16 protein-coding genes and 2 pseudogenes are annotated in these 21,752 nt (G+C 67.5%); 10 read left to right on the plus strand and 8 right to left on the minus strand.

The window, feature by feature from the left end:
• Window positions 1-11 precede the first annotated feature (11 nt).
• A complete protein-coding gene (locus M1L58_RS15125; RefSeq protein ID WP_248659499.1) occupies window positions 12-1,703 on the plus strand; it encodes an MDR family MFS transporter in 1,692 nt (563 codons plus the stop codon).
• Here the strand turns inward: M1L58_RS15125 and M1L58_RS15130 are convergent.
• Together M1L58_RS15130 and M1L58_RS15135 are read right to left on the minus strand one after the other, a co-directional pair.
• Window positions 1,698-3,086, minus strand: a complete 1,389-nt coding sequence (locus tag M1L58_RS15130; protein ID WP_248659500.1) for a DJ-1/PfpI family protein — start codon at window positions 3,084-3,086, stop codon at window positions 1,698-1,700. The two genes, M1L58_RS15125 and M1L58_RS15130, sit on opposite strands and share 6 nt — an antisense overlap.
• The gene (locus tag M1L58_RS15135; protein WP_248659501.1) at window positions 3,083-3,712 is read right to left on the minus strand and encodes a TetR/AcrR family transcriptional regulator; all 630 of its coding nucleotides are present in this window, start codon (window positions 3,710-3,712) and stop codon (window positions 3,083-3,085) included. Before M1L58_RS15135 ends, M1L58_RS15130 begins: the two co-directional genes overlap by 4 nt.
• A gap of 121 nt (window positions 3,713-3,833) precedes the next feature.
• Here M1L58_RS15135 and M1L58_RS15140 point away from each other — a divergent pair, with 121 nt between their 5' ends.
• The 3 genes from M1L58_RS15140 to M1L58_RS15150 all read left to right on the plus strand — a co-directional run bounded on the left by M1L58_RS15140 (window position 3,834) and on the right by M1L58_RS15150 (window position 8,356).
• Window positions 3,834-5,018, plus strand: a complete 1,185-nt coding sequence (locus M1L58_RS15140; RefSeq protein WP_248659502.1) for a CaiB/BaiF CoA transferase family protein — start codon at window positions 3,834-3,836, stop codon at window positions 5,016-5,018.
• Window positions 5,019-5,119: 101 nt separating this feature from the next.
• Complete coding sequence (locus tag M1L58_RS15145) at window positions 5,120-6,652, plus strand: catalase (protein WP_248659503.1); 1,533 nt, start codon at window positions 5,120-5,122, stop codon at window positions 6,650-6,652.
• 408 nt (window positions 6,653-7,060) lie between these two features.
• Window positions 7,061-8,356, plus strand: a complete 1,296-nt coding sequence (locus M1L58_RS15150; protein ID WP_248659504.1) for a competence/damage-inducible protein A — start codon at window positions 7,061-7,063, stop codon at window positions 8,354-8,356.
• 184 nt (window positions 8,357-8,540) lie between these two features.
• On the opposite strand, the gene M1L58_RS15155 is transcribed toward M1L58_RS15150, so the two are convergent.
• Window positions 8,541-10,187 carry an acyl-CoA synthetase gene (locus M1L58_RS15155; protein WP_248659505.1) on the minus strand — a complete coding sequence of 549 codons (1,647 nt, stop codon included), beginning with the start codon at window positions 10,185-10,187 and terminating at the stop codon, window positions 8,541-8,543.
• 238 nt (window positions 10,188-10,425) lie between these two features.
• Between M1L58_RS15155 and M1L58_RS15160 the strand changes: the two are divergent.
• A pseudogene (locus M1L58_RS15160) lies at window positions 10,426-10,830 on the plus strand (SHOCT domain-containing protein); the annotation flags it as partial.
• A 27-nt stretch (window positions 10,831-10,857) separates the two neighbouring features.
• Here M1L58_RS15160 and M1L58_RS15165 read toward each other — a convergent pair.
• Entirely contained in the window at window positions 10,858-12,180 is a 1,323-nt protein-coding gene (locus tag M1L58_RS15165) for an aspartate aminotransferase family protein (protein ID WP_248659506.1), read from the minus strand.
• A 281-nt stretch (window positions 12,181-12,461) separates the two neighbouring features.
• Between M1L58_RS15165 and M1L58_RS15170 the strand changes: the two genes are divergently transcribed.
• The 3 genes from M1L58_RS15170 to M1L58_RS15180 are packed head-to-tail and all read left to right on the plus strand — an operon-like array spanning window position 12,462 to window position 15,075.
• On the plus strand, window positions 12,462-13,481 hold the full coding sequence (locus M1L58_RS15170) for a phosphotransferase enzyme family protein (RefSeq protein WP_248659507.1): 1,020 nt from the start codon (window positions 12,462-12,464) through the stop codon (window positions 13,479-13,481).
• A gap of 50 nt (window positions 13,482-13,531) precedes the next feature.
• On the plus strand, window positions 13,532-14,308 hold the full coding sequence (gene fabG, locus M1L58_RS15175) for a 3-oxoacyl-ACP reductase FabG (protein WP_248659558.1): 777 nt from the start codon (window positions 13,532-13,534) through the stop codon (window positions 14,306-14,308).
• A 20-nt stretch (window positions 14,309-14,328) separates the two neighbouring features.
• Window positions 14,329-15,075, plus strand: coding sequence for a GntR family transcriptional regulator (locus M1L58_RS15180; protein ID WP_248659508.1), 747 nt, complete (start codon window positions 14,329-14,331; stop codon window positions 15,073-15,075).
• Window positions 15,076-15,147: 72 nt separating this feature from the next.
• Here M1L58_RS15180 and ribB read toward each other — a convergent pair.
• Window positions 15,148-16,358: pseudogene (ribB, locus tag M1L58_RS15185) on the minus strand (3,4-dihydroxy-2-butanone-4-phosphate synthase); the annotation flags it as partial.
• Between the two features lie 302 nt (window positions 16,359-16,660).
• Here ribB and M1L58_RS15190 point away from each other — a divergent pair.
• Window positions 16,661-17,623, plus strand: a complete 963-nt coding sequence (locus tag M1L58_RS15190) for a DUF808 domain-containing protein (protein ID WP_248659509.1) — start codon at window positions 16,661-16,663, stop codon at window positions 17,621-17,623.
• A gap of 230 nt (window positions 17,624-17,853) precedes the next feature.
• Complete coding sequence (locus tag M1L58_RS15195; protein WP_248659510.1) at window positions 17,854-18,636, plus strand: sulfite exporter TauE/SafE family protein; 783 nt, start codon at window positions 17,854-17,856, stop codon at window positions 18,634-18,636.
• 107 nt (window positions 18,637-18,743) lie between these two features.
• On the opposite strand, the gene M1L58_RS15200 is transcribed toward M1L58_RS15195, so the two are convergent.
• Genes M1L58_RS15200 through M1L58_RS15210 form a run of 3 tightly spaced genes read right to left on the minus strand, consistent with a single transcriptional unit; the run spans window position 18,744 to window position 21,751 of the window.
• Window positions 18,744-19,850, minus strand: coding sequence for an ABC transporter ATP-binding protein (locus tag M1L58_RS15200; protein WP_248659511.1), 1,107 nt, complete (start codon window positions 19,848-19,850; stop codon window positions 18,744-18,746).
• A 54-nt stretch (window positions 19,851-19,904) separates the two neighbouring features.
• A complete protein-coding gene (locus M1L58_RS15205; protein ID WP_248659512.1) occupies window positions 19,905-20,792 on the minus strand; it encodes a carbohydrate ABC transporter permease in 888 nt (295 codons plus the stop codon).
• Window positions 20,792-21,751 carry a carbohydrate ABC transporter permease gene (locus M1L58_RS15210; RefSeq protein WP_248659513.1) on the minus strand — a complete coding sequence of 320 codons (960 nt, stop codon included), beginning with the start codon at window positions 21,749-21,751 and terminating at the stop codon, window positions 20,792-20,794. Before M1L58_RS15210 ends, M1L58_RS15205 begins: the two co-directional genes overlap by 1 nt.
• Between the last annotated feature and the right edge of the window lies 1 nt (window position 21,752).

Raw genomic sequence — 21,752 nt, forward strand, 5'->3', positions numbered from 1 at the left:
GGTACCCCCGTATGACAACGTCCCCACCACACGTGGAACCCGTCGACGCACCGATGACCCACAAGCAGCGCATCAACGCGCTGATCGGTCTGCTGCTCGGCATGTTCGTCGCCCTGACGTCGGCCACGATCGTGTCGAACGCGCTGCCGACGATCATCACCCAGCTTCACGGCACCCAGGATCAGTACACCTGGGTCGTCACGGCGACCCTGCTCGCCTCGACAGCCGCCACCCCGATCTGGGGCAAGCTGTCCGACGTCTTCAGCAAGAAGCTCCTCGTCCAGCTGTCGCTGGGCGTGTTCACGATCGGCTCGATGCTCGCCGGTCTGTCGACGTCGGTCTCGATGCTGATCGGCTTCCGCGTGATCCAGGGCCTCGGCCTCGGCGGCATGCAGTCGCTGGTCATGATCGTCATCGCGTCGATGTTCAGCCCGCGTGAGCGCGGCCGCTACCAGGGAGCCATCGCCGGCGTCATGTCGATCGCGACCGTCGCCGGACCGCTGATGGGCGGCGTCATCGTCGACACGAGCTGGCTCGGTTGGCGCTGGACGTTCTACGTGTGCGTCCCGCTGGCCGTCATCGCGATGATCGTCGTGCAGCGCACCCTGAACCTCCCGGTCGTCCGGCGCAAGGTCTACATCGACTACGCCGGCGCCCTGCTGATCTCGGGCGGCGTCAGCGTCATCCTCATCTGGGTCACCCTCGCCGGCAAGAACTTCGACTGGGTCTCGGCCGCGTCGTTCGGTCTGGTCGCCCTCGGGCTCGCACTGCTCGCCGTCGCGATCTGGGCCGAGTCCAGGGCCAAGGACCCGATCATCCCGCTGCACCTGTTCAAGGAACGTACGACCACCCTCGCGACCATCGCCAGCATCGCGGTCGGCGTGGCCCTGTTCGGTGGCGCGGTGTTCTTGGGCCAGTACTTCCAGATCGCTCGCGGTTACTCGCCCACCGCAGCCGGCCTGCTGACCCTCCCGATGGTCTTCGGCTCGGTGGTCTCGGCGACCCTCTCCGGACGCCTCATCGCCAAGTACGGCCGCTGGAAGAACTACCTGCTCGCCGGTTCGATCGTGATGGCGATCGGCTTCGGGCTCCTGGCGACGATCGACGCCCACACCAACATGGCGGTCCTCAGCGGTTACCTGTTCGCCCTGGGACTCGGCATGGGTATGACCATGCAGAACCTGGTGCTCGCGGTGCAGAACACCGTGGAGCCGAAGAACCTCGGCGCGGCCACCTCGACCGTGACCTTCTTCCGCTCACTCGGTGGCGCGGCCGGCGTCTCCGTGCTCGGAGCGGTGCTGTCGAACCACGTCACCGACCTCATCGGTCAGGGCCTGCGTGCGATCGGCATCACCCAGCCCGGCTCCGGCGGTGCGGGCCTGTCGAACCTCAACGAACTGCCCGCACCCATCGCGGCGATCGTTCGCGGCGCGTACGGGGACGGCACGGCCCGGATCTTCCTGGTCTCGATGGCGATGGCGATCGTCGGCACGGTCGCAGTGCTGTTCATCAAGGAGGTCGCCCTCAACACCCTGACCGGTGAAGAGCAGCGACTCGCAGCCGAGGCGACCGCGGCGACGACCGACGAGGAGTTCGCACAGGTCATCGCCGGCGAGACGGTCGTCGACTCCGGTGTCGACGCCGACCTCGACCGGCGGGCGCTCGCCGACCCGGCCGTGGAGCCCGTCGACCGCAGGTCATGACTCCCGCCCGCGACGTCGCACAGCGCCGATCGTGACGCGGGACAACTGAACGAGACCGATCGCGGCCGCCACCAAGGCGGCCGCGATCGCCGTCTGGGCCCAGGGCCACGACGACACCCCATCTCGACCGGACCCCGGATCGTCTACTGGATACTGCAGACTCTTGGCCACCCAGGTCGCCGTCGCGCGGTCGTAGTGGACCGCGATGTCGTCGATGACCGGCTCGAAGGCGAAACGGTCGCCGGAGTGCAGGTACGTCGGGTCGGGCCCGGACGGAGCGGCTTCGGCGATCCGCGTGCGGGCGGCCTCGTCGCCGGGCACGAGCAGCCGGTCCACCTGCCCGGCCTCATCCGCCGCCGCCTCTGGCACGACGGTGACACCGTGTTGCGAGACGACGGGCTGCCCGTCGACGGTCGACGTGGTCATCGTCGCGAGCCAGGACAGCTCGGTGTACGGCCGATAGGTGGAAGCCAACTCGATCTCGCCCACCCCGTCGGTCACCAACACAGTGTTGTGTGGGCGATCCCATCGATAGGCGGCGCTGAGGGCGAACGGGAGATCAGCGGGACCCAGCCCCGTCGTGTCGATCTCCACCGGTGCGCCCGAACCGTATCCCTTCCAGTGGATCTCGTCGGCGATCCGACGTAACTGGTCCCCGGCACCGAGGCGTTCGACCACGCGCATCGCACCGTCGATCCCGGAGAGCACCCCCGCCGTGGTCATGATTCGCCCGTCCTCGACGAACCGCACGCCGTCGACCCAGTCGACTTGCCGATGGTCGCGGCGCACACCGATCAGCTTGAGCCAGTGTGTGGTCGCCCGTCGCCCGTCGAGCATTCCGGCCGCTGCGAGGTATTCCGCCCCCACGCAGACACTCATGACGAGCGATTCCGGTTTCCGTTCGAAGATTTCTGTCACCCAGCGGATCTCGTCGTCGATGTTCCCGTGCAGCTGTGGGACGACGACGACGTCGGGTCCGCCGCCGGTCATCGTGTCGATCTCGGCGAACGTGTGCTTGGGCAGCACGGTCAACCCGCCGCCGAGTGTGATGGGCTCTGACTTCTGGGCGACCAGGAAGACGTTCACCGCACCGGACCGGGCGAAGACCTCATAGGGCGCAAGCGAATCGGCGACGTTGGTTCCCTCCGCGGCCAGCAGGATCGCGACAGTCGGGCGGTCGGGACGGAACTTCGGCGCCCGCTCGGACGCCATCGACACAGTCGCAGGCAGGCCCGAAGCCTCCGGATACACCTGCGATGCAGCATGTTTCGCCGAAGGTAGGCCCACCGCCACCAACACGCCGGTCGCCACCAGGATCGTGACCGCGGTCCAGGCCGCCACACCCACCGAGCGCCGGACCACCCCTCGTGGTCCGGCGCTCACGACACACCACCGACTGCGTGATCGAGTGCCGACGGAACCGGCGTCCCGGGCGGGGTGACGGTCCCGGCCATCGTCGCGAGGATCAGCCGCGGCGCCTCGACGGCGTCGAGCTGGCCGTCGTGTACCGCGGTCGACGCACCGTGGGTCACGTTGTGCAGCAAGGCGACCAGCCACGCGGCGGAGATGTCGTCGCGGAACACGCCCGATCTCTGGCCCCGCTCGAACAGTGTTTCCGCTGCGGCCATCGGTGCGGCGTGGACCGACGTCAGCGCATCCTGCGGCAGCGATCGCTGAGCCGCGACCACGAGCGCGCCGTGACGGTGGGTCACCGACCACGTGGCGACGACGAGCCGGGCCAGCGCATCGAACGGTTCGCCCTCCTCGAGCCGTGCCTCGGTGATCGCCGCGGTGGTCTCGTTCAGCGCACGGTCGACGACGGCCGACAGCAGCGCGACGCGGTTCTGGAAATGCCCGTACAGGGTCACGCGTCCGACGCCGGCCTCCCTGGCGATGACGGCGACCGAGGCATCGGGATCGCGGGCGAGTACGCGGACCGCGGCGTCGAGGATCGCCTCGACGTTCCTGCGGGCGTCCGCACGCTGACTACGTGTCGGGGTCTCGGCCATGACGGCTCCTTCACCGAGTATCTCGTACAGCTGTGTTCAAGTTAACACAACTCGAACACCGATGTTCGGGTTATCTTCGGTCGCGTTGACGAACCCGACGACCGCAAGGGATCCTGGGCCGGTGATATCGGACCAGTCGCCCCCGTCGGACTCGGCCCTGCTGCCGCTGGAGGGGATCACCGTCGTCGCCCTCGAGCAGGCCGTCGCCGCCCCCCTGGCCACCCGGCATCTGGCCGACCTGGGTGCGCGGGTCATCAAGGTCGAGCGCGTGGGCGAAGGGGACTTCGCCCGGCAGTACGACTCGGCCGTACGTGGCGGCGCGGGTACGCATTTCGTCTGGCTGAACCGCGGCAAGGAATCGGTCGAACTCGACCTCAAGAGCGAATCCGGCCGCGACGCGATCAAGACCTTGATTGCGGGGGCCGACGTCTTCCTGCAGAACCTGGCTCCCGGCGCCGCCGCCCGCCTCGGACTCGGCGCCGACGTCCTCCGCGCCGATCATCCGGAGCTGATCGTCGTCGACATGTCCGGATACGGTGACGCCGGCCCGTTCCGGGACCGCAAGGCCTACGACATGCTGGTTCAGGCCGAGACCGGGCTGATCTCGGTGACCGGGACGCCCGAGGACATGACCAAGACCGGCATCCCGTCCTCCGATATCGCCGCCGGGATGTACGCCCTCACCTCCGTGCTGTCGGCACTGTTCCGCCGCGCCACCACCGGGGTCGGCGCACGGGTGGCGGTGTCGATGTTCGACGCCACGGTCGAGTGGATGGGTCACGCGATGTACATGCGGCTCTACGGCGGCAAACAGATCGCCCGCGTCGGCCTCGGCCACGCGGCGATCGTGCCGTACGACAAGTACCCCACCCAGGACGGGACCATCCTCATCGGAGTCCAGAACGACCGTGGGTGGGACACGCTGACCCGCGTCGTGCTCGACCGCCCCGACCTCGCCGAGGACCCCCGGTACGAGACCAACATCGATCGCGTGTCCCGCCGGGCGGAGGTCGACGCCGTCATCGCGGCGGAGACCAAACGGTTCACCACCGCAGAACTCGACCGCCGCCTCGCCGACGCGGGTGTGCCCGCCGCCGAGATCCGCGACCTCGAGGCCGTGGTTGAGCATCCCCAACTCAGCGAACGCGACCGCTGGCGCGACGTCGACACCGAAGTCGGCCCGATCAAAGCCGTGCTGCCACCGATGACCTTCGACGACATCGAACTCGCGATGGGCCCGGTACCCGCACTCGGCGAACACACCGAAGCGGTGCTCCGCGAATTCGGCATCGCCGCGGACGAGTAGCCCTGACGGGTGGCCGGTTCGGCGTAGGATCGGCGGGGCAGACCTGCAGCCCTCGGGTCGCGTTTTTTCATGCACGGATACGACGACCTCTTGGAGGCGATATGTCCGACGATTCGCTCTACACAACCCGGGACTCGGGCGCGCCTGCCGGGAGTGACGAACACTCTCTGACGGTGGGCGCCGGAGGACCGATCGTCCTGCACGATCACTACCTGATCGAGCAGATGGCCCAGTTCAACCGCGAACGTATCCCCGAGCGACAGCCACATGCCAAGGGCAGCGGCGCTTTCGGGACGTTCGAGACCACCGAGGACGTTTCGGCCTACACCAGCGCCGCACTGTTCCAGCCCGGCGTGAAGACGGAGATGGTGGCACGGTTCTCGACGGTGGCCGGCGAACGCGGCAGCCCCGACACCTGGCGTGACCCGCGCGGTTTCGCGCTGAAGTTCTACACGTCCGAGGGCATCTACGACATGGTCGGCAACAACACGCCGATCTTCTTCGTGAAGGACCCGATGAAGTTCCAGCACTTCATCCGCTCCCAGAAACGTCGGCAGGACAACAACCTTCGCGACCATGACATGCAGTGGGACTTCTGGACGCTGTCGCCTGAGTCCGCCCACCAGGTCACCTGGCTGATGGGTGATCGAGGCATCCCGAAGACGTGGCGCCACATGAACGGCTACAGCTCGCACACGTATCTGTGGGTCAACGCCGAAGGCGTGAAGCACTGGGTCAAATACCATTTCAAGTCCGACCAGGGCGTCGAGCACCTGACGCAGCACGAGGCCGACCAGATGGCTGCGGCCGACACCGATTTCCACACCCGGGACCTGTTCGAGAACATCGCCGCCGGCAACCATCCGAGCTGGACCCTCAAGGTGCAGCTCATGCCGTTCGACGACGCGGTGAACTACCGGTTCAACCCGTTCGACCTGACCAAGGTCTGGCCGCACGGCGACTACCCGCTGATCGACGTCGGCAAGATGACGCTGCACACCAACCCGGTAGATCACCACACGCAGATCGAGCAGGTGGCCTTCGAGCCGAACAACGTGGTGCCCGGCATCGGGTTCAGCCCCGACCGGATGTTGTTGGGGCGCGTCTTCTCCTACGCCGACGCCCACCGTCACCGTCTTGGCGGCAACTACAAGCAGATCCCGGTCAACGCACCGAAGAACGAGGTCCACTCGTACTCCAAGGACGGCGCGATGCGCATCCACAACGTCACCGACCCGGTCTACGCACCCAACTCCAAGGGCGGTCCGTCGGCGCTGTATCCCGGTCAGGGCGAACCACAGTGGGCCGCCAACGGTGAGATCCTGCGCAGCGCCTACGTCGACCATCCCGAGGACGACGACTGGGGTCAGGCGGGGACGCTGGTCCGCGAGGTGTTCGACGACAACGCGCGAGAGCGGTTCGTCGACAACGTCGTCGGCCACCTCCTCAACGGTGTGTCCGATCCAGTGCTGCAGCGCGCGTTCGAGTACTGGCACCGCGTCGATCCCGACATCGGTGCCCGCATCAAGTCGGGCGTGACCGAGAAGAAGGACGAGTCGGACCCGAAGGCCGACGACCAGGCCAACCCGGCCCGGTCGTCGATGCAGGAGAAGGCGAAGGCCGAGAAGGCCTGACCTTCACCGCTCCTCCCCGCTCCCTGAGGTGCGAGGAGCAATAGCACACCCCCTCCCTCCCTGAGGTGTGAGGAGCGAAAGCACGCCCCCCGCTCCCTGAGGTGCCAGGAGCGATAGCACGCCCCCCGCTCCCTGAGGTGCCAGGAGCGAAAGCACGCCCCCCGCTCCCTGAGGTGCGAGGAGCGATAGCACGCCCCCCGCTCCCTGAGGAGCGAGAAGCGATAGCACGCCCCCCCGCTCCCTGAGGTGCGAGGAGCGATAGCGACGAGCCACGAAGGGTTGGTGAGACGAACTCGCTGGCCCTTCGTGGCTCGCTTCGCTCGCACGTCAGGGAGCAAGGGGTGGGCTTCGCTCGCACCTCAGGGAGCACCAAGCCGCGGCGCTCAATCCCCGACTAGGCTCTGACCCGTGAGTGTGCGCGCAGGCATCGTGGTGACCGGAACCGAGGTATTGACCGGGCGGATCACCGATCAGAACGGACCGTGGGTGTCCGAGCAGCTGCTCTCGCTCGGCGTCGACGTCGCCCACATCACCATCTGCGGGGATCGCCCCGCCGACCTCACCGCGCAGCTGCGCTTCCTCGCCGACCAGCAGGTCGATCTCATCGTCACCAGCGGCGGTCTCGGTCCCACCGCCGACGACCTGACGGTGGCAACGGTCGCCGAGTTCTGCGGTCGCGACCTGCAACTCGACCCGGCTCTCGAGGAGCACATCGCCGGCATCATCCGACGCTGGCGACCCGACGCCGTCGACCTCGACGACGGCCCGACACGCATCGGCATCCGCAAGCAGGCCCACGTTCCCGCCGGTGCCGTCGCGATACCGCCCACCGGCACGGCGCCGGGCGTCGCCATCCCCGCCTCACCCGGAGAACAACCCCTGCCGGCGATCCTCGTCCTGCCCGGCCCGCCGGGGGAGCTCCAGGCGATGTGGCCGACCGCGATCGCCTCGCCGGCCATCGCCGAGGTGGTGTCCCGGGCCGACGACCTCAAGCAGGAGACCATCCGGGCCTACGGCCTGCACGAAGCCGAGCTCGCCGAGACCCTGCGCCGTGCCGAAGAAGCGATCCCCGACTTCGACGCTCTCGAGATCACCACCTGCCTGCGACGCGGCGAGCTCGACATGGTCACCCGGTTCGCCGCCGACGACACCGCCACCTACGGCCGGCTGTTGGATCTCCTCACCGAACACCATGGGCGGCAGATCTTCTCGACCGACGGTTCGACCATCGAAGACCAGCTCATCGCTACGCTCGACGGCCGACTCATCGCCACGGCAGAGTCCTGCACCGGTGGGCTCGTCGCCGCGCGACTGACCGACCGTCCCGGCTCCTCCGCCTACGTCATGGGTGGCGTCGTCTCGTACTCCAACGACGCGAAGTCCGACCTGATCGACGTCCCCGCCGGATTGATCGCCTCACACGGCGCGGTCAGCGAGGAGGTCGCCGCCGCAATGGCCGAGGGAGCCCTACGCCGTCTCAAGTCCGACGTAGCGGTGTCGACCACCGGGATCGCCGGCCCTGACGGCGGCACCGCGGACAAGCCGGTGGGGACCGTCTGTTTCGGCGTCGCGATCACGGGCCGTCCCACCTACACGGTGACGCGTCGCTTCCCCGGTGACCGGGAACGGGTCCGCTCCCTCACCACCACCGCCGCGCTGCATCTGGTTGTCGCGCAGCTCAAGCGGGACCCCGCCGCCGGCTGACCTCGATACGCGGCGGCCTCGCTGCGCTCGGTCGACGCTACTCGGCCGGCAGCGTGCCGCTGGTTGAGTGGCGAGGAGCCTGCGACGAGCCCATCCCCCCGCTGGTTGAGTGGCGAGAAGCCTGCGACGAGCCCATCCCCCGCTGGTTGAGTGGCGAGGAGCCTGCGACGAGCCGTATCGAAACCTACAGCGGTCCCGTCGGCAACTGCCGGCGCACTAGCTTGCCCGTGGGGTTGCGCGGCAACTCGTCGACGAACACCACGTCGCGCGGCACCTTGTACCGGGCAAGATGTGCCTTCACATGCGCCTTGATGTCCTCGGGCGACGGGTCGGCGTGTGGGGCGGCGACGATGAAGGCGCGCAATCGCTTTCCGAACTCGTCGTCGTCCACCCCGATCACCGCGACGTCGTCGATGTCGGGGTGTTCGGCGAGCAGGTTCTCCACCTCGAGTGGGTAGACGTTCTCTCCGCCGGAGACGATCATGTCGTCGTCGCGGCCATCGATGTGCAGCAGTCCGTGCTCGTCGAAGCGCGCCATGTCACCGGTGGACATGTAGCCGTCGATGATTTCTTTGTTGCGTCCGTCGGTGTACCCCTCGAAGGGTGCCCCGTTGCGGACGAAAAGCCTTCCGCGGACGTTGGTTCCGGTGATCCGGCGGCCCTCGGCGTCGAACAGGGCGAGTCGGCTGGTGACCGGCGGCCGACCCACCGTGCCCGGGGCGAGCCGCAGTTCCTTAGGTTGCGCCACCGACGCGATCGCCACCTCGGTCGACCCGTAGAGGTTGTAGAGGACGTCACCGAAGGTGTCCTGGACGGCCTCCGAAAGTGTCGGTGACAGAGCCGATCCCGCGATCACGATGATACGCAGCGCGGACGTGTCGTACTTGTTGATGACGTCGGGTCCGAGAGCGACCATGCGGTGGAGCATCGTCGGCACCGCGACCAACACCTCCGCCTTGTGCTCGGCCAGCGCGGCCAGCGTCTTCTCCGGGTCGAACCGCCGCATGACGACGGCCTTGTTCCCGAGAGCGGCGCCCACACCCCAGAGCGCGAAGCCGGTGGAGTGGAAGATGGGCGAGACGATCACCATTGCGCCCCGCTGCGGGAACGGAATCCGGTCGAGAAGCAGTGCGCTGGAGAACGGCGACAACTTGGAACGCTGCGCGCCCTTGGGCAGACCGGTGGTGCCGCTCGTCAGGATCACGAGTCCGGCCCACTCATCCGGCTCCGCGGGCGTGGACGTGTCTCCGTCCGCGACGATGTCGTCGAGGGTACGGACCCCCTCGGGAACCGGACGCTCACCATCGACCCAGGTCACGATCCGTAGCGTCTCGGGAGGGAGGGCGTCGGCGAGGTCGGTGAACTCCTCGTCGTAGAGCATCGCGACGATCTTCTCGCGTTCGGCGACCTCGACGAACTGGGTCTTGCCGAACCCGGTGTTCATCATGGCCAGCCGCACACCGGCCTTCCCCGCGGCGCTCATCGTCGTGAGCAGTCCTCGATGGTCGCGTGCGATCACGCCGATCACCGAGCCTCGCTTCACCCCGGATGCGAGCAGATGGTTGGCCAGTGCGTTCGCGTTCGCATTGATCTCGCCGTAGGTCAGTTCGCCGCGCTCGTCGGCGACCGCACCCGCTTCCGGGTACTCGTCCGCTCCGTGCGCCACCACCGAGGCACAGGGCCCGATGATCTTCGCGCGCTTGACCGTGGTGAGCAGCTCTTTGGGTCGCGTGGGGTCCAGCAGACCCGAACGCTTGAGGACCTTGAATGCGCCGACGGCGTCCTGCACCTGTTCGACGGCGGTTCCGACCGCCCCGGTCACCGAGACCATGTCCACCCACCTTTCGCGGCCGGAGCCGCCAGTCCGAGCCCTCGGGGTCGGCTCGACGGTGACGCGGTGTTGGTCACGGGCGTCACCATGGCCGATGCAGGTGCCAGAGTAGGGCGACACCCGGCGGGGCATGTCCGGTTCACCGAAATCGGCACGGCGTCAACCCGTCCCGGGCTGCAGCCGGAAACCCTTCGGCGACGACCGGCATCGGACCTTGAACCAGTTCATTGATTCGTTGCGCTACGCCGTGTTCCCGGCCGCGCGTCGTCTGGCCATCCAGGTCGCCGGCGTCACGCGGATCTTCGACACCGCGGATCACCGAAACGGTGGCGTCCAGCAACAGCAGGGCTCCGGGTACGGGTCGGTGAGCTTCTCCAGCCAGTACGGCACCTTCGACGTGTCGAGCCTGGTCGAACTCGGACCTCAGCAGGTCGCCGAGACCCCGGTCGCCGCACCTGCACCCATACCGGACGCACCGGCGCAGACTCCCGCACCCGCCGATGCCCCGGCGCCTCACACGCCGGCCCAGGATTCCTCCGCCATCATCGCGGCGATAGAGTCGCTGGCCGACCTCCACCAGCGCGGAATCCTGACCGACGAGGAGTTCGCGTCGAAGAAGGCGGAACTGCTCGGCCGACTCTGATCCGCGGTGCGCTTCGGCACCGCCCGATCACCCCACGGTCATGAGCGTCGCGGCCAGCGCGGAATCCAATGCCGTGCAGAACCAGTCGACGTCGGAGTCGGAGAACACCAGCGGCGGCCGGATCTTGAGCACGTTGCCGTGCTCGCCACAGACCGAGATGAGCACGTGGGCGTCCCGCATGGCCTCGACGATCGCCCGAGCACGTTGCCGATCGGGGGCACCGTCGTCGGTCACGATCTCCACCCCGATGTACAGGCCGGTGCCCCGGATGTCATCGACGGCAGCATGATCGGTCGCGATACCGGCGATTCCCTCACGGAGACGGGCGCCGATCCGCAGCGCATGCGCCGGTAGCTCGTCGCTCTCGATGACGTCCAGCACCGCGGCCGCAGCCGCCATCGACACCGGGTTGCCCCCGAAGGTGTTGAAGTAGGGCTGCGTCGTCGCGAATCGCTCGAGGACCGCGGACCGGACGGCCATCGCGGACACCGGCAGACCGTTGCCCATGGGTTTGCCCATCGTGACGATGTCGGGCCGCACTCCGTGCCGGTCGAAGCCCCACATGGCCTCGCCGGTCCGGCCGAATCCCGGCTGCACCTCGTCGGCGATGAAGACCGCGCCCCGCTCCCGAACCGCCGCGACCGCAGGGGCGAGGGTGTCACGTTCGGCGAGTACACCGTCCGAGGAGAAGATCGTGTCGACGACGAGGCAACTGACGCCGAAGCCCGCCGCCTGCAGCTCGTCGGCTGCGCGGCGTACGTGATCGGCGAACACCTCTGCCGTCGAACCGGGCTGACGCGAGTCGGGCGGCGGCACAGTGCGGACGTGGGGTCCGAGCACCGCCGGCCCACCGTTCGACGGCGAGATCGCGGTCACCGCCTGGGTGTTGCCGTGGTACGCCTCGTTCGTCACGATCACCCCGGTCGCCCCGGTGTGCATCGCCGCAACCCGCAGCGCCAGATCGTTGGCCTCGGAACCGGTGCACGCGTACATCACCTGGTCGATGTCCGCCCCGAGGGTGCCGAGCAGCCGGTCGGAGTAGGCGACGATCCCGTCGTGGAGATAGCGGGTGTGGGTGTTGATCGAGGTCATCTGCCGCATCACGGCGTCGACGACGTGCGGGTGACAGTGTCCGACGCTCGCCACGTTGTTGTAGGCATCGAGATACCGGACGCCGTCGGCGTCGAAGAGATGACTTCCCTCGCCGCGCACGAGGTGGACCGGTTTGCGGTAGAACAACCGGTACGCCGGGCCGAGCATCCGTTCGCGGGCTTCGATGAGTCCGTCACCGTGCCGCCCCACCGAGCCACCGGTGTAGCTGTTGGAATCCATGATGTTGGAGAAGCTCACGTGGGGTCTTCCTGGGAGTAGGGTGATCCGGTTCAATCCGGGCGAGCATTTTGGTCTGCTCGGTGGGAAAACTTCTGGGTGCGGTTGCGCACAGTCGGTTGGTCCCGGCCCGCGTCGTCGTCCTCATTCCTACGCTGTATTCCGTTGGTGGGCAACATATACACCGGTGGCCCGCGCCCGATTGTTTCCACCGCGTTTCGGCCGGCCCGTGCTCGCTACGGCCGCGTTAAACATCGCCTTTTGGTCTGCTCCCGGCCGAAGTTTCAGGTGACACTGTTCCGGTGCCCGGACTACCCCCAGACCATCGCGCATTCGCGGAGAAGGCGCTGCCGCTCTACGGCCTCGGTCCGTCTACGACGCTGCGCCTGCTGAGTCTGTCGGAGAACGCAACCTATCTCGCCGAAGACCACGCCCGCCGACTCGTTGTGCGCGTGCACCGTCCCGGTTATCACTCGGTCGAGGCCATCCGCTCCGAACTGCGGTGGATGGCCGCACTGGGAGCCGAGACCCCCGTGTCCACTCCCGCACCGGTCGCCGCAGTCGACGGCGCCGAGGTCGTCGAGGTGACCGTGGACGGCCGCACGCTGCTGGTCGATGCCGTCACGGTAGTATCCGGGCGCACCGCCGAAGAAGCCTCTCACATGGTCGATTTCGCGACGATCGGTGCGATCACCGCACACCTGCACGAGCACAGTTCCAGATGGCCGGCACCTGCCGACTTCGTGAGGTTCACCTGGGACGTCGAGACCATGCTCGGCCCGGAAGCCCGGTGGGGGCAGTGGCGCAAGGCGCCCGGACTGTCCCCCGAGGACTGTGCCGACATCGACCGTGCCGTCCGGGTCATCACCGATCGGCTCACCGAATTCGGCACCGGGCCCGATCGATTCGGCCTCGTCCACGCCGACCTGCGACTGGCCAACCTGATGGTCGATCCGCACGCGGACCTCCCGGCGATCACGGTCATCGACTTCGACGATTGCGGATGGTCCTGGCACCTCGCCGATCTCGGGTCCGCGGTCTCGTGGGTCGAGCACGAACCCGGGACCGAGGACCTGATCGATGCCTGGCTGCGCGGGTACACCGCGGTCCGGCCGCTGCCGGACGACCATCTCGCGATGATCCCGACCTTCGTGCTGCTGCGCCGCATCCACCTGACCGCGTGGGTGGCGTCGCACTCCGACGCCGACGCGGCTCTGGGCATCGCCGACGATTTCGTCTCCGGCACCGCATCTCTCGCGCGTCGCTACCTCGACGACCCGTCGTGGTTGCAACGCGTCACCACGCGGACATCCGCAGCTTGACGCGTGACGTTCACCGCCCCACCCATGCACATCAAAGGAGCACCATGACCATGTTCAGCCTGGCCGACCGATCGGTGGTCGTGACCGGTGGCACCAAGGGGATCGGGCGCGGAATCGCCGGGGTGTTCGCGCGCGCGGGCGCCGACGTCGCGATCGCCGCGCGTTCGGCAGCCGAGATCGATTCGGCGGTCGCCGAACTCGACGCCCTGGGGGACGGCAAGATCATCGGTGTCGTGACCGACGTCAGCGACCAGACATCGTGCAACGAGATGGCCCGGACAGTCCTGGAGACCTTCGGCTCGATCGACGTGGTCTGCGCGAACGCCGGCATCTTCCCCGAGGCGTCGCTGGCGACGATGACCGACGGGCAACTGAGCCAGGTCCTCGACGTGAACGTGAAGGGCACGGTGTTCAGCGTGCAGGCATGCCTGTCCGCACTCGCCGAATCGGGTAGCGGCCGGGTCATCATCACCTCGTCGATCACGGGGCCGATCACCGGCTTCCCCAACTGGTCGCACTACGGCGCGTCGAAGGCCGCCCAGCTGGGCTTCATGCGCACGGCCGCAATCGAGCTCGCCGGCCAGGGGATCACCGTCAACGCGATCATGCCAGGAAACGTCCTGACCGAGGGACTCGTCGAGATGGGTGAGGACTACATCGCGGGAATGACCCGGGCCATCCCGATGAAGTCCCTCGGAACCCCCGAGGACGTCGGCCACCTCGCCGCATTCCTTGCCACCCGGGAGGCCGGTTACATCACCGGGCAGGCGATCGCCGTCGACGGTGGCCAGGTGCTCCCCGAGTCACCGGACGCGATCCCGGCCTGACGGCGTCGCGACACCCGGTCGTGAGTGAAACCACCGGCGGGCCGGTCGCCGAGGACGTCCGGCGACGCATCCTCGCGATGCTCGCCCAGGGCACACTGGCGCCCGGTGCCCGACTCGGCACCGAACGCGACATGGCCGAGATGTTCTCGGTGTCGAGATCAACGCTGCGCAGCGCACTGCTCCCTCTCAGCCGGGCGGGCGTCCTGGAACGTCGAACCGGCCGCGGCGGAGGCACGTTCATCCGAACCGACGTCGTCGAACGGCAAACCGCCGAATCAACCGGTCTCCCCCAGCTGCTGGCGGAGTCCGGGCATGCCAGCTCGACCCAGGTGGTCGGTGCGGAACGTCGCCCGGCGACCCCGATCGAGGCCCGCGCCCTCGAGATGGCCGACGACGCAGAGGTATTCGCCATCCGGCGCATCCGTCTCGCCGACGGTACGCCGCTGTCGGTGGACCTCGCCTGCTTCCCCGTGGACCTGGTACCCGACCTGCCGGCACACCCGCTGGACGGATCGCTCTACGCACTACTGCGTGCGAGCTACGGACTCGTCGCCGTCGAGACCACGGAGACCATCGAGGTCGGAACCGCCAGCGGCCGCGAGGCGGCCTGGCTCGAGATCGGCATTCGACGTCCGCTTCTCGTCATCACCCGGGTGTCCCGCGACGAGGACGGAATCCCGTTCGAGTACTCCTTCGACCTCTTCCGAGCGGACCGCGTGCGTCTGACGTCCACATCGACGGTGGCCCGCGAGGTCAAGGGCGGTTAATTCGCGCGAGCCCACGGAGAAGTCACCGGTCTGGGTGAGGTCGAACCCGCTGCCGGATGTGGTGCCCAGCAGGTGTCCGAGACGCTGGCGCTTGGCATCGAGATAGCGGACGTTGGCCGGCATCACACCGACGATCAGCGGGACGCGCTGGGTGATCTCGATCCCGCAGTCGGTCAGCCCTCGAACCTTGTCCGGGTTGTTGGTCATGACGCGCGCTTGGTCGATCCCGAGGTCGGCGAGAATGGCTGCGGCGGTGCCGTATTCGCGGCCGTCGACCGGCTCGTCGAGTTCGAGGTTCGCCTCGACGATGTCGAGCCCCTGGTCTTGCAGCCGGTAGGCGGCCAGCTTCTTGAGCAGCCCGATTCCACGGCCCTCGTGGCCATGCAGGTAGACCACGACCCCGCCGTCGTAGCTGATGCGTTCGATCGCCGCGTCGAGTTGCGGCCCGCACTCGCACCGCTGCGACGAGAATGCTTCTCCGGTCAGGCATTCGGAGTGGACCCGTACCAGCGGGGCACGCTGATCGAGGCCGTTCCCGGACATCCCGGTGCTGACGAGGGCGATGTGTTCGGCGCCGGTCTCGGTGTCTCGGTAGCCGATCGCGCGGAGTTCACCGGTCGGGGTCGGCAGCACCGTCTCCGCTGCGCGGCGAACTCGGGGTGCCACCGACCAGCGGTCCGCGTCGTGGATGCGGCGGTAGTTGACCAGCTCCTCGATGGTGAGCACCGGGAGGCCCATGCGCGAGCCCATTGCGGCGACCTGCGGGTAGCGCATCATCGAACCGTCGTCTGCGACGAGTTCGGCGATCACCCCGACCGGGGCGACGTCGGCCAGCGTGCACAGATCGACGGCCGCCTCGGTGTGCCCGGGCGCTCGAGAACCCCACCCGGCCGGGCACGGAGGGGTAGAACGTGCCCGGGCCGGGTGAAGTCCCGGGGGCCGGATGCGGCACCGGCCAGCATGCGCAGCGTGAGCGCGCGGTCGGCGGCGGAGATGCCCGTCGTGACCCCCTCGGCCGCATCGACGGTCACCGTGTAGGCGGTCGCCTTGGGGTCCTCGTTGTTGGTGACCATCGACGGCAGTTCGAGCATGTCCGCACGCTCACCGGTCATCGGGGCGCACAGCAGGCCGGAGGTGTTGCGCACGGTCCAGGCGGTCCACTCGGTGCTCACCCGGTCGGCGGCGAGGATGACGTCGCCCTCGTTCTCCCGGTCGGCGGCGTCGGTCACCAGAACCGGGCGGCCCGCGCGCAGGGCATCGATGGCGTTCTCGATCGCGTTCATCAGATCTCCTCGGCGTCGACGAAGAATGGTCGTCGTGGTCTCCCGCGACCTGTACGCCATTCGACACCGCCTCCGTGTCGCGCCGGATACCCGCCGGTGGCTGCTTGATTTCGCCGGTCGGCGAGCCTGTTTGCGCAGGTGAACCAGCACCCAACAGGGAAATCCGCCACATACCGGGGCGCGATTCGGACAATCCGCCGCTCCGGGCCAACGGATGACCGACCCGGTCGGTCGTTTCGGCATACTGTTCGATGACCGACGCTCATCGAGCATGCAACACCTCACCGAACCCGGAGGTACCCGTGGCCAGTGGTCTCGTCGCTCTGCTCGACGACATCGCGACACTCACCCGTGCCGCCGCCGCGTCACTCGACGACATCGGCGCAGCGGCCGGCAAGGCAAGCGTGAAAGCGGCCGGCGTCGTCGTCGACGACACCGCCGTGACACCTCGCTACGTCGACGGGTTCACCCCCGATCGCGAGTTGCCGATCGTCCGCAAGATCGCGATCGGCTCGATCCGCAACAAGCTGCTGATCATCCTGCCCGTCGCGATGATCCTCAGCCAGTTCCTGCCGCAGGCCCTGCCGTATCTGTTGATCGCCGGTGGCCTGTTCCTCTCCTACGAGGGCGCGGAGAAGGTCTACGAGGCGATCACCGGCGGCCATCACGAGGAGGAGTCCGGCTCCCGGAAGGGCGATCCCGAGTTCGAGAAGCACATGGTCAGCGGCGCGATCCGCACCGACCTCATCCTCTCGGCCGAGATCATGGTGATCTCGCTGTCCTCGGTCGAGAACGAGCCGTTCTGGACCCGCCTGACCGTCCTCGTCGTCGTCGCATTCCTCATCACCGCGCTCGTCTACGGTGTGGTCGCGATCATCGTGAAGATGGACGACGTGGGGCTCGCGCTCGCACAACGAGAGTCGACGTTCAGTCAGAAGATCGGTCGCGGGTTGGTCACCTCGATGCCCAAGATCATGTCGACCCTCACCGTGGTCGGCATCGCTGCGATGCTGTGGGTCGGCGGGCACATCCTCATCGTCAACGTGGGTGAGGCAGGCTTCCACTGGCCCGCCGATCAGCTCCACCACGTCGAGCACTGGTTCGGCGAACTGGTGCACGGCGGCTTCGGCAGCGTGCTGTCCTGGACGGCCGGCACCGTCCTGTCCGCGGTCGTCGGCCTGCTCGTCGGCGCGACCCTCGTCGCGATCCTGCACGTCATCCCGAAGCGGAAGAAGAAGGACGACGCCCCTACTGCCGCTGGTTGAGTAGGTGCGGAGCCTGCGACGAGCCGTATCGAAACCACCTGGCCGTCCCCGCTGAAAAGCACCCCCGAAATACGCCCTCAGCAGCGGCGCCGACGACACTGTGTCGGCGGCGGGTCTGTGCCGGGCCTATCTCGGGGGCGGATCGCAGGGGTGGTTTTCAGGGGCCGTTCTCCGGTGGGTCGGCCCCCCGGTGACCGACCCATCCGGCCCACCGGGCACTCTCGGAAGTCGTGAGCACATGGGAACTATTGGCCGTCCTGCTGGCCGGCGTGGGTGCAGGCGCGATCAACACAGTCGTCGGTAGCGGCACCCTGATCACGTTCCCGACGCTGGTCGCGTTCGGCGTCCCGCCGGTGAGCGCCACCATCTCCAACGCCATCGGTCTCGTCGCGGGCGGCGTGTCCGGGACCTGGGGTTACCGTCGCGAACTCGAAGGACAATGGCCGCAGCTGCGGTGGCAGATGCCGGCGTCGTTCCTCGGCGCGATCGTCGGCTGCTGGTTGCTGCTGCATCTGCCCGAGACGGTGTTCGAGGCGGTCGTGCCGGTGCTGCTGGTGGCCGCCCTGATCCTCGTGGTGGCGCAACCGTGGATCCAGAAGTGGGTCGGCCGCCGGTCGACCGCACCGGCCCACCTCGGGACGCCACGCCTCACCCCACCTCGCATCGCCACGATGATCGCCGGCACGTTCGCGGTCGGGATCTACGGTGGCTACTTCACCGCCGCCCAGGGCATCATGCTCATGGCGGTCCTCGGCATCGTGGTCCCCGACCATCTCCAGCGGATGAACGCCGCGAAGAACCTGCTGTCGCTGGTGGTGAACGTGGTCGCCGCCGTGACCTACACGCTCGTCGCCTTCGACCGGATCAACTGGTCGGCCGCCGCGCTCATCGCCGTCGGCTCGCTCCTCGGCGGCATGATCGGCGCCCGTTACGGTCGACGGCTCTCACCCCGCGCACTCCGCGGGGTGATCGTCGTCGTCGGCTTGATCGGGTTGTGGCGGTTGCTGGCCTGATCACCGGTCCTGGTTTCGATACGGCTCGTCGCAAGCTCCTCGCCTACTCAACCAGCTGTACACGCCGGCCGAGCGGAGCGAGGACGCCGCGTATCGAGGTCGCGGCGTCAGACCAGGCGGTCGCCGCTCGACGGATCGAACAGGTGGACCGCCTTGTCGGCCTGACGCAACCGGATGCCCTCACCGCGCTTGGCCGGTGACCGTTCCGCCGAACGTGCGACCATGACCATCGGTTCGCCGTCGAGGTTCTTCACCGACTGGTCGGCGAGGTTGGCGTAGATGTAGGTCTCGCTGCCGAGCTCTTCCAGCAGTGCGACCTCCGCCTCGATGCCGGTGCCGCCGTCGGCGAGGGCCAGGTGCTCGGGGCGGATGCCGACGATCACCGAGTCGAGACCGGAACGACGCAGGGCCGCCTCGGTCTCGGCATCGATGTCCACCGTGCCACCGGAGATCGCGATGGTGCCGTCGATGACGGGTGCGGTGAACAAATTCATCCCGGGCGAGCCGATGAACCCGGCGACGAAGGCGTTGACCGGCTTGTCGTAGAGATCGGTCGGCGTCGAGAACTGCTGCAGCTGACCGTTCTTGAGGACCGCGACCCGGTCACCCATGGTCATGGCCTCGACCTGGTCGTGGGTGACGTAGACCGTGGTGGTGCCCAGACGGCGCTGCAGTGCGGCGATCTGGGTGCGGGTCTGGACGCGCAGCTTGGCGTCGAGGTTCGACAGCGGCTCGTCCATGCAGAAGACCTGCGGTTCACGCACGATCGCGCGTCCCATCGCCACACGCTGGCGCTGACCGCCGGAGAGCTTGGCCGGTTTGCGGTCGAGGAAGTCGGTGAGGTCGAGCAGTTTGGCGGCCTCGGCGACCTTGCGCTTGCGCTCCTCGAGGGGCACGCCGCGCATCTTCAGTGCGAAACCCATGTTCTCCCCGACGGTCTTGTTCGGGTAGAGGGCGTAGTTCTGAAAGACCATGGCGATGTCGCGGTCCTTGGGCGCGACGCCGACCATGTTGTCACCGCCGATGCGGATCTGGCCGGAGTCGATCTCCTCCAGTCCGGCCAGCATGCGCAGGGCGGTGGACTTGCCGGAACCCGACGGTCCGACGAGCACGACGAACTCGCCGTCGTTGATGTCGAGGTCGAGGGAGTCGACGGCCAGCTTGTCCGCGCCCGGGTAGACGCAGCAGGCCTTGTCGTAGGTGATGGAAGCCATGATGTTCTCCGGTTCTCTCTCAGAGGTTTTCGAGTCGGTGGGTGCGGGCGGCGGTCACTTGATGGCACCAAACGAAAGGCCGCGGACCAGCTTGTTCTGCGCGATCCAGCCGCAGATGACGACCGGCAGCGCGGCGAGGACGGATGCGGCGGACAGCTGCGCCCAGTAGAGGCCCTGTCCGGACATGAAACCGGTCAGGAACACCGGCATCGTCTGTGCGTTGACCGCGGTCATGTTGACGGCGAAGAAGAATTCGTTCCACGAGAAGATCACGCAGATCAGGGCGGTGGCGGCGATCCCCGGCGAGATCAGCGGGAGGATGACCTCCCGCACCGACGTCCAGAGGCTCGCGCCGTCGATGCTGGCGGCCTCGAGCAGTTCGCCGGGCACCTCGAGGAAGAAGGACCTCATCATCCACACGGCGATCGGGAGATTCATCGCGGTGTAGAGGATCACCAGCGTCCAGATGTTGTCGAGCATGCCGATCTCGCCGACGATCACGTACAGCGGGATGATCGCCGCGACGATCGGCAGCATCTTGGTGCTGATGAAGAAGAACAGGGCGTCCTTGGTCTTTCGCACCGGCCGCAGCGACAGGGCGAATGCGGCGGGCACGCCGAGCAGCAGCACCAGGATGGTCGAGACGATCGTCGCGAACAGCGAATTGAGCAGCGGTGTCGCGATTCCCGCGTCGAAGACGTCGCGGAACTGTTGCAGCGTCGGCTCGAAGAAGAAGGTCGGCGGGTTGGTGGCCGCGTCGCTCTCCTGCTTGAACGCGGTCAGGACCATCCACAGGACGGGAAAGAAGAATCCGATCGCGATGATCCAGGTGACCGCGGTCAGCAGACCCTGCCGGGGATTGCGGTGTCGCCGGATCTCGGTGCCGGACTGGTGTTCTGCGGGTTCCGCTGCGGTGCGGTCGGGGCGGATGTCGGTGCTCATCAGGCCGGCTCCTCTGTTCCGGAGAATGATTTGAAGATCAGACGCAGCGCCAGTGTGGCGACCACGATCGTGCCGACCACCGTCACGACACCCATCGCGGCGGCCTGACCGATGTCGAAGCCGAGGAAGGCGCGTTGGTAGATGTAGTACGAGAGGTTCGAGCTCGAGACCCCCGGGCCACCCGAGGTCATCATGTACACGGCGTCGAAGGTGTTGACCAGGTAGATCGCGCCGAGGACGGCGCCCAGTTCGATGAACCGCCGCAGGTGCGGCAGGGTCAGCTCACGGAACAACCGGAAGCTGGTCGCACCGTCGACGCGGGCGGCCTCCTGGACGTCGCGGGGCATCGACTGCAGTCCGGCGAGGATCAGCAGCATCATGAACGGCGTCCACTGCCAGACCAATTCGGCCATGACACTCATGAGCGGGAACTCCGAGAGCCAGTCCACCTTGACGCCGAACGGGCTCAGCATCCAGTTGACCAGGCCGTTGGTCGGCGACAGCAGGCTCGTCTTCCACAGCAATGCCGCCGCCACCGGGGTCACCAGGAACGGGGTGATCAGCAGGGTCCGAACCACGCCCCGTCCCAGGAACTTCCGGTCCAGCAACAGAGCGAAGATCAGTCCGAGGATCACCGAGATCAGCACCGTGCCCACGATCAGCAGGATCGTGTTGACGGTGACCCGCCAGAACTGGCTGTCACCGAAGACCGCGACGTAGTTGTCGAGGCCGACGAACGCCCGGGAGTCGGGACGGACGAGGTTCCACGACTGGGTCGAGTAATACAGGGTGAACACGAACGGGACCTGCGTGACCACGATCATGAAGACCAGGGCCGGCAGCAGGGGTCCGCGCCGGCGCCACCCCTCCGCCCGCGAGATGCGGTCGCGGGATGACGTCAGTGGTGTCCGCTCGGGCGAGGATTCCTCGGGCGAGCGCGTCGAGACTGCGGTGGCCATG

Source organism: Gordonia sp. C13 (assembly GCF_023218005.1).
Lineage (GTDB): Bacteria > Actinomycetota > Actinomycetes > Mycobacteriales > Mycobacteriaceae > Gordonia > Gordonia namibiensis.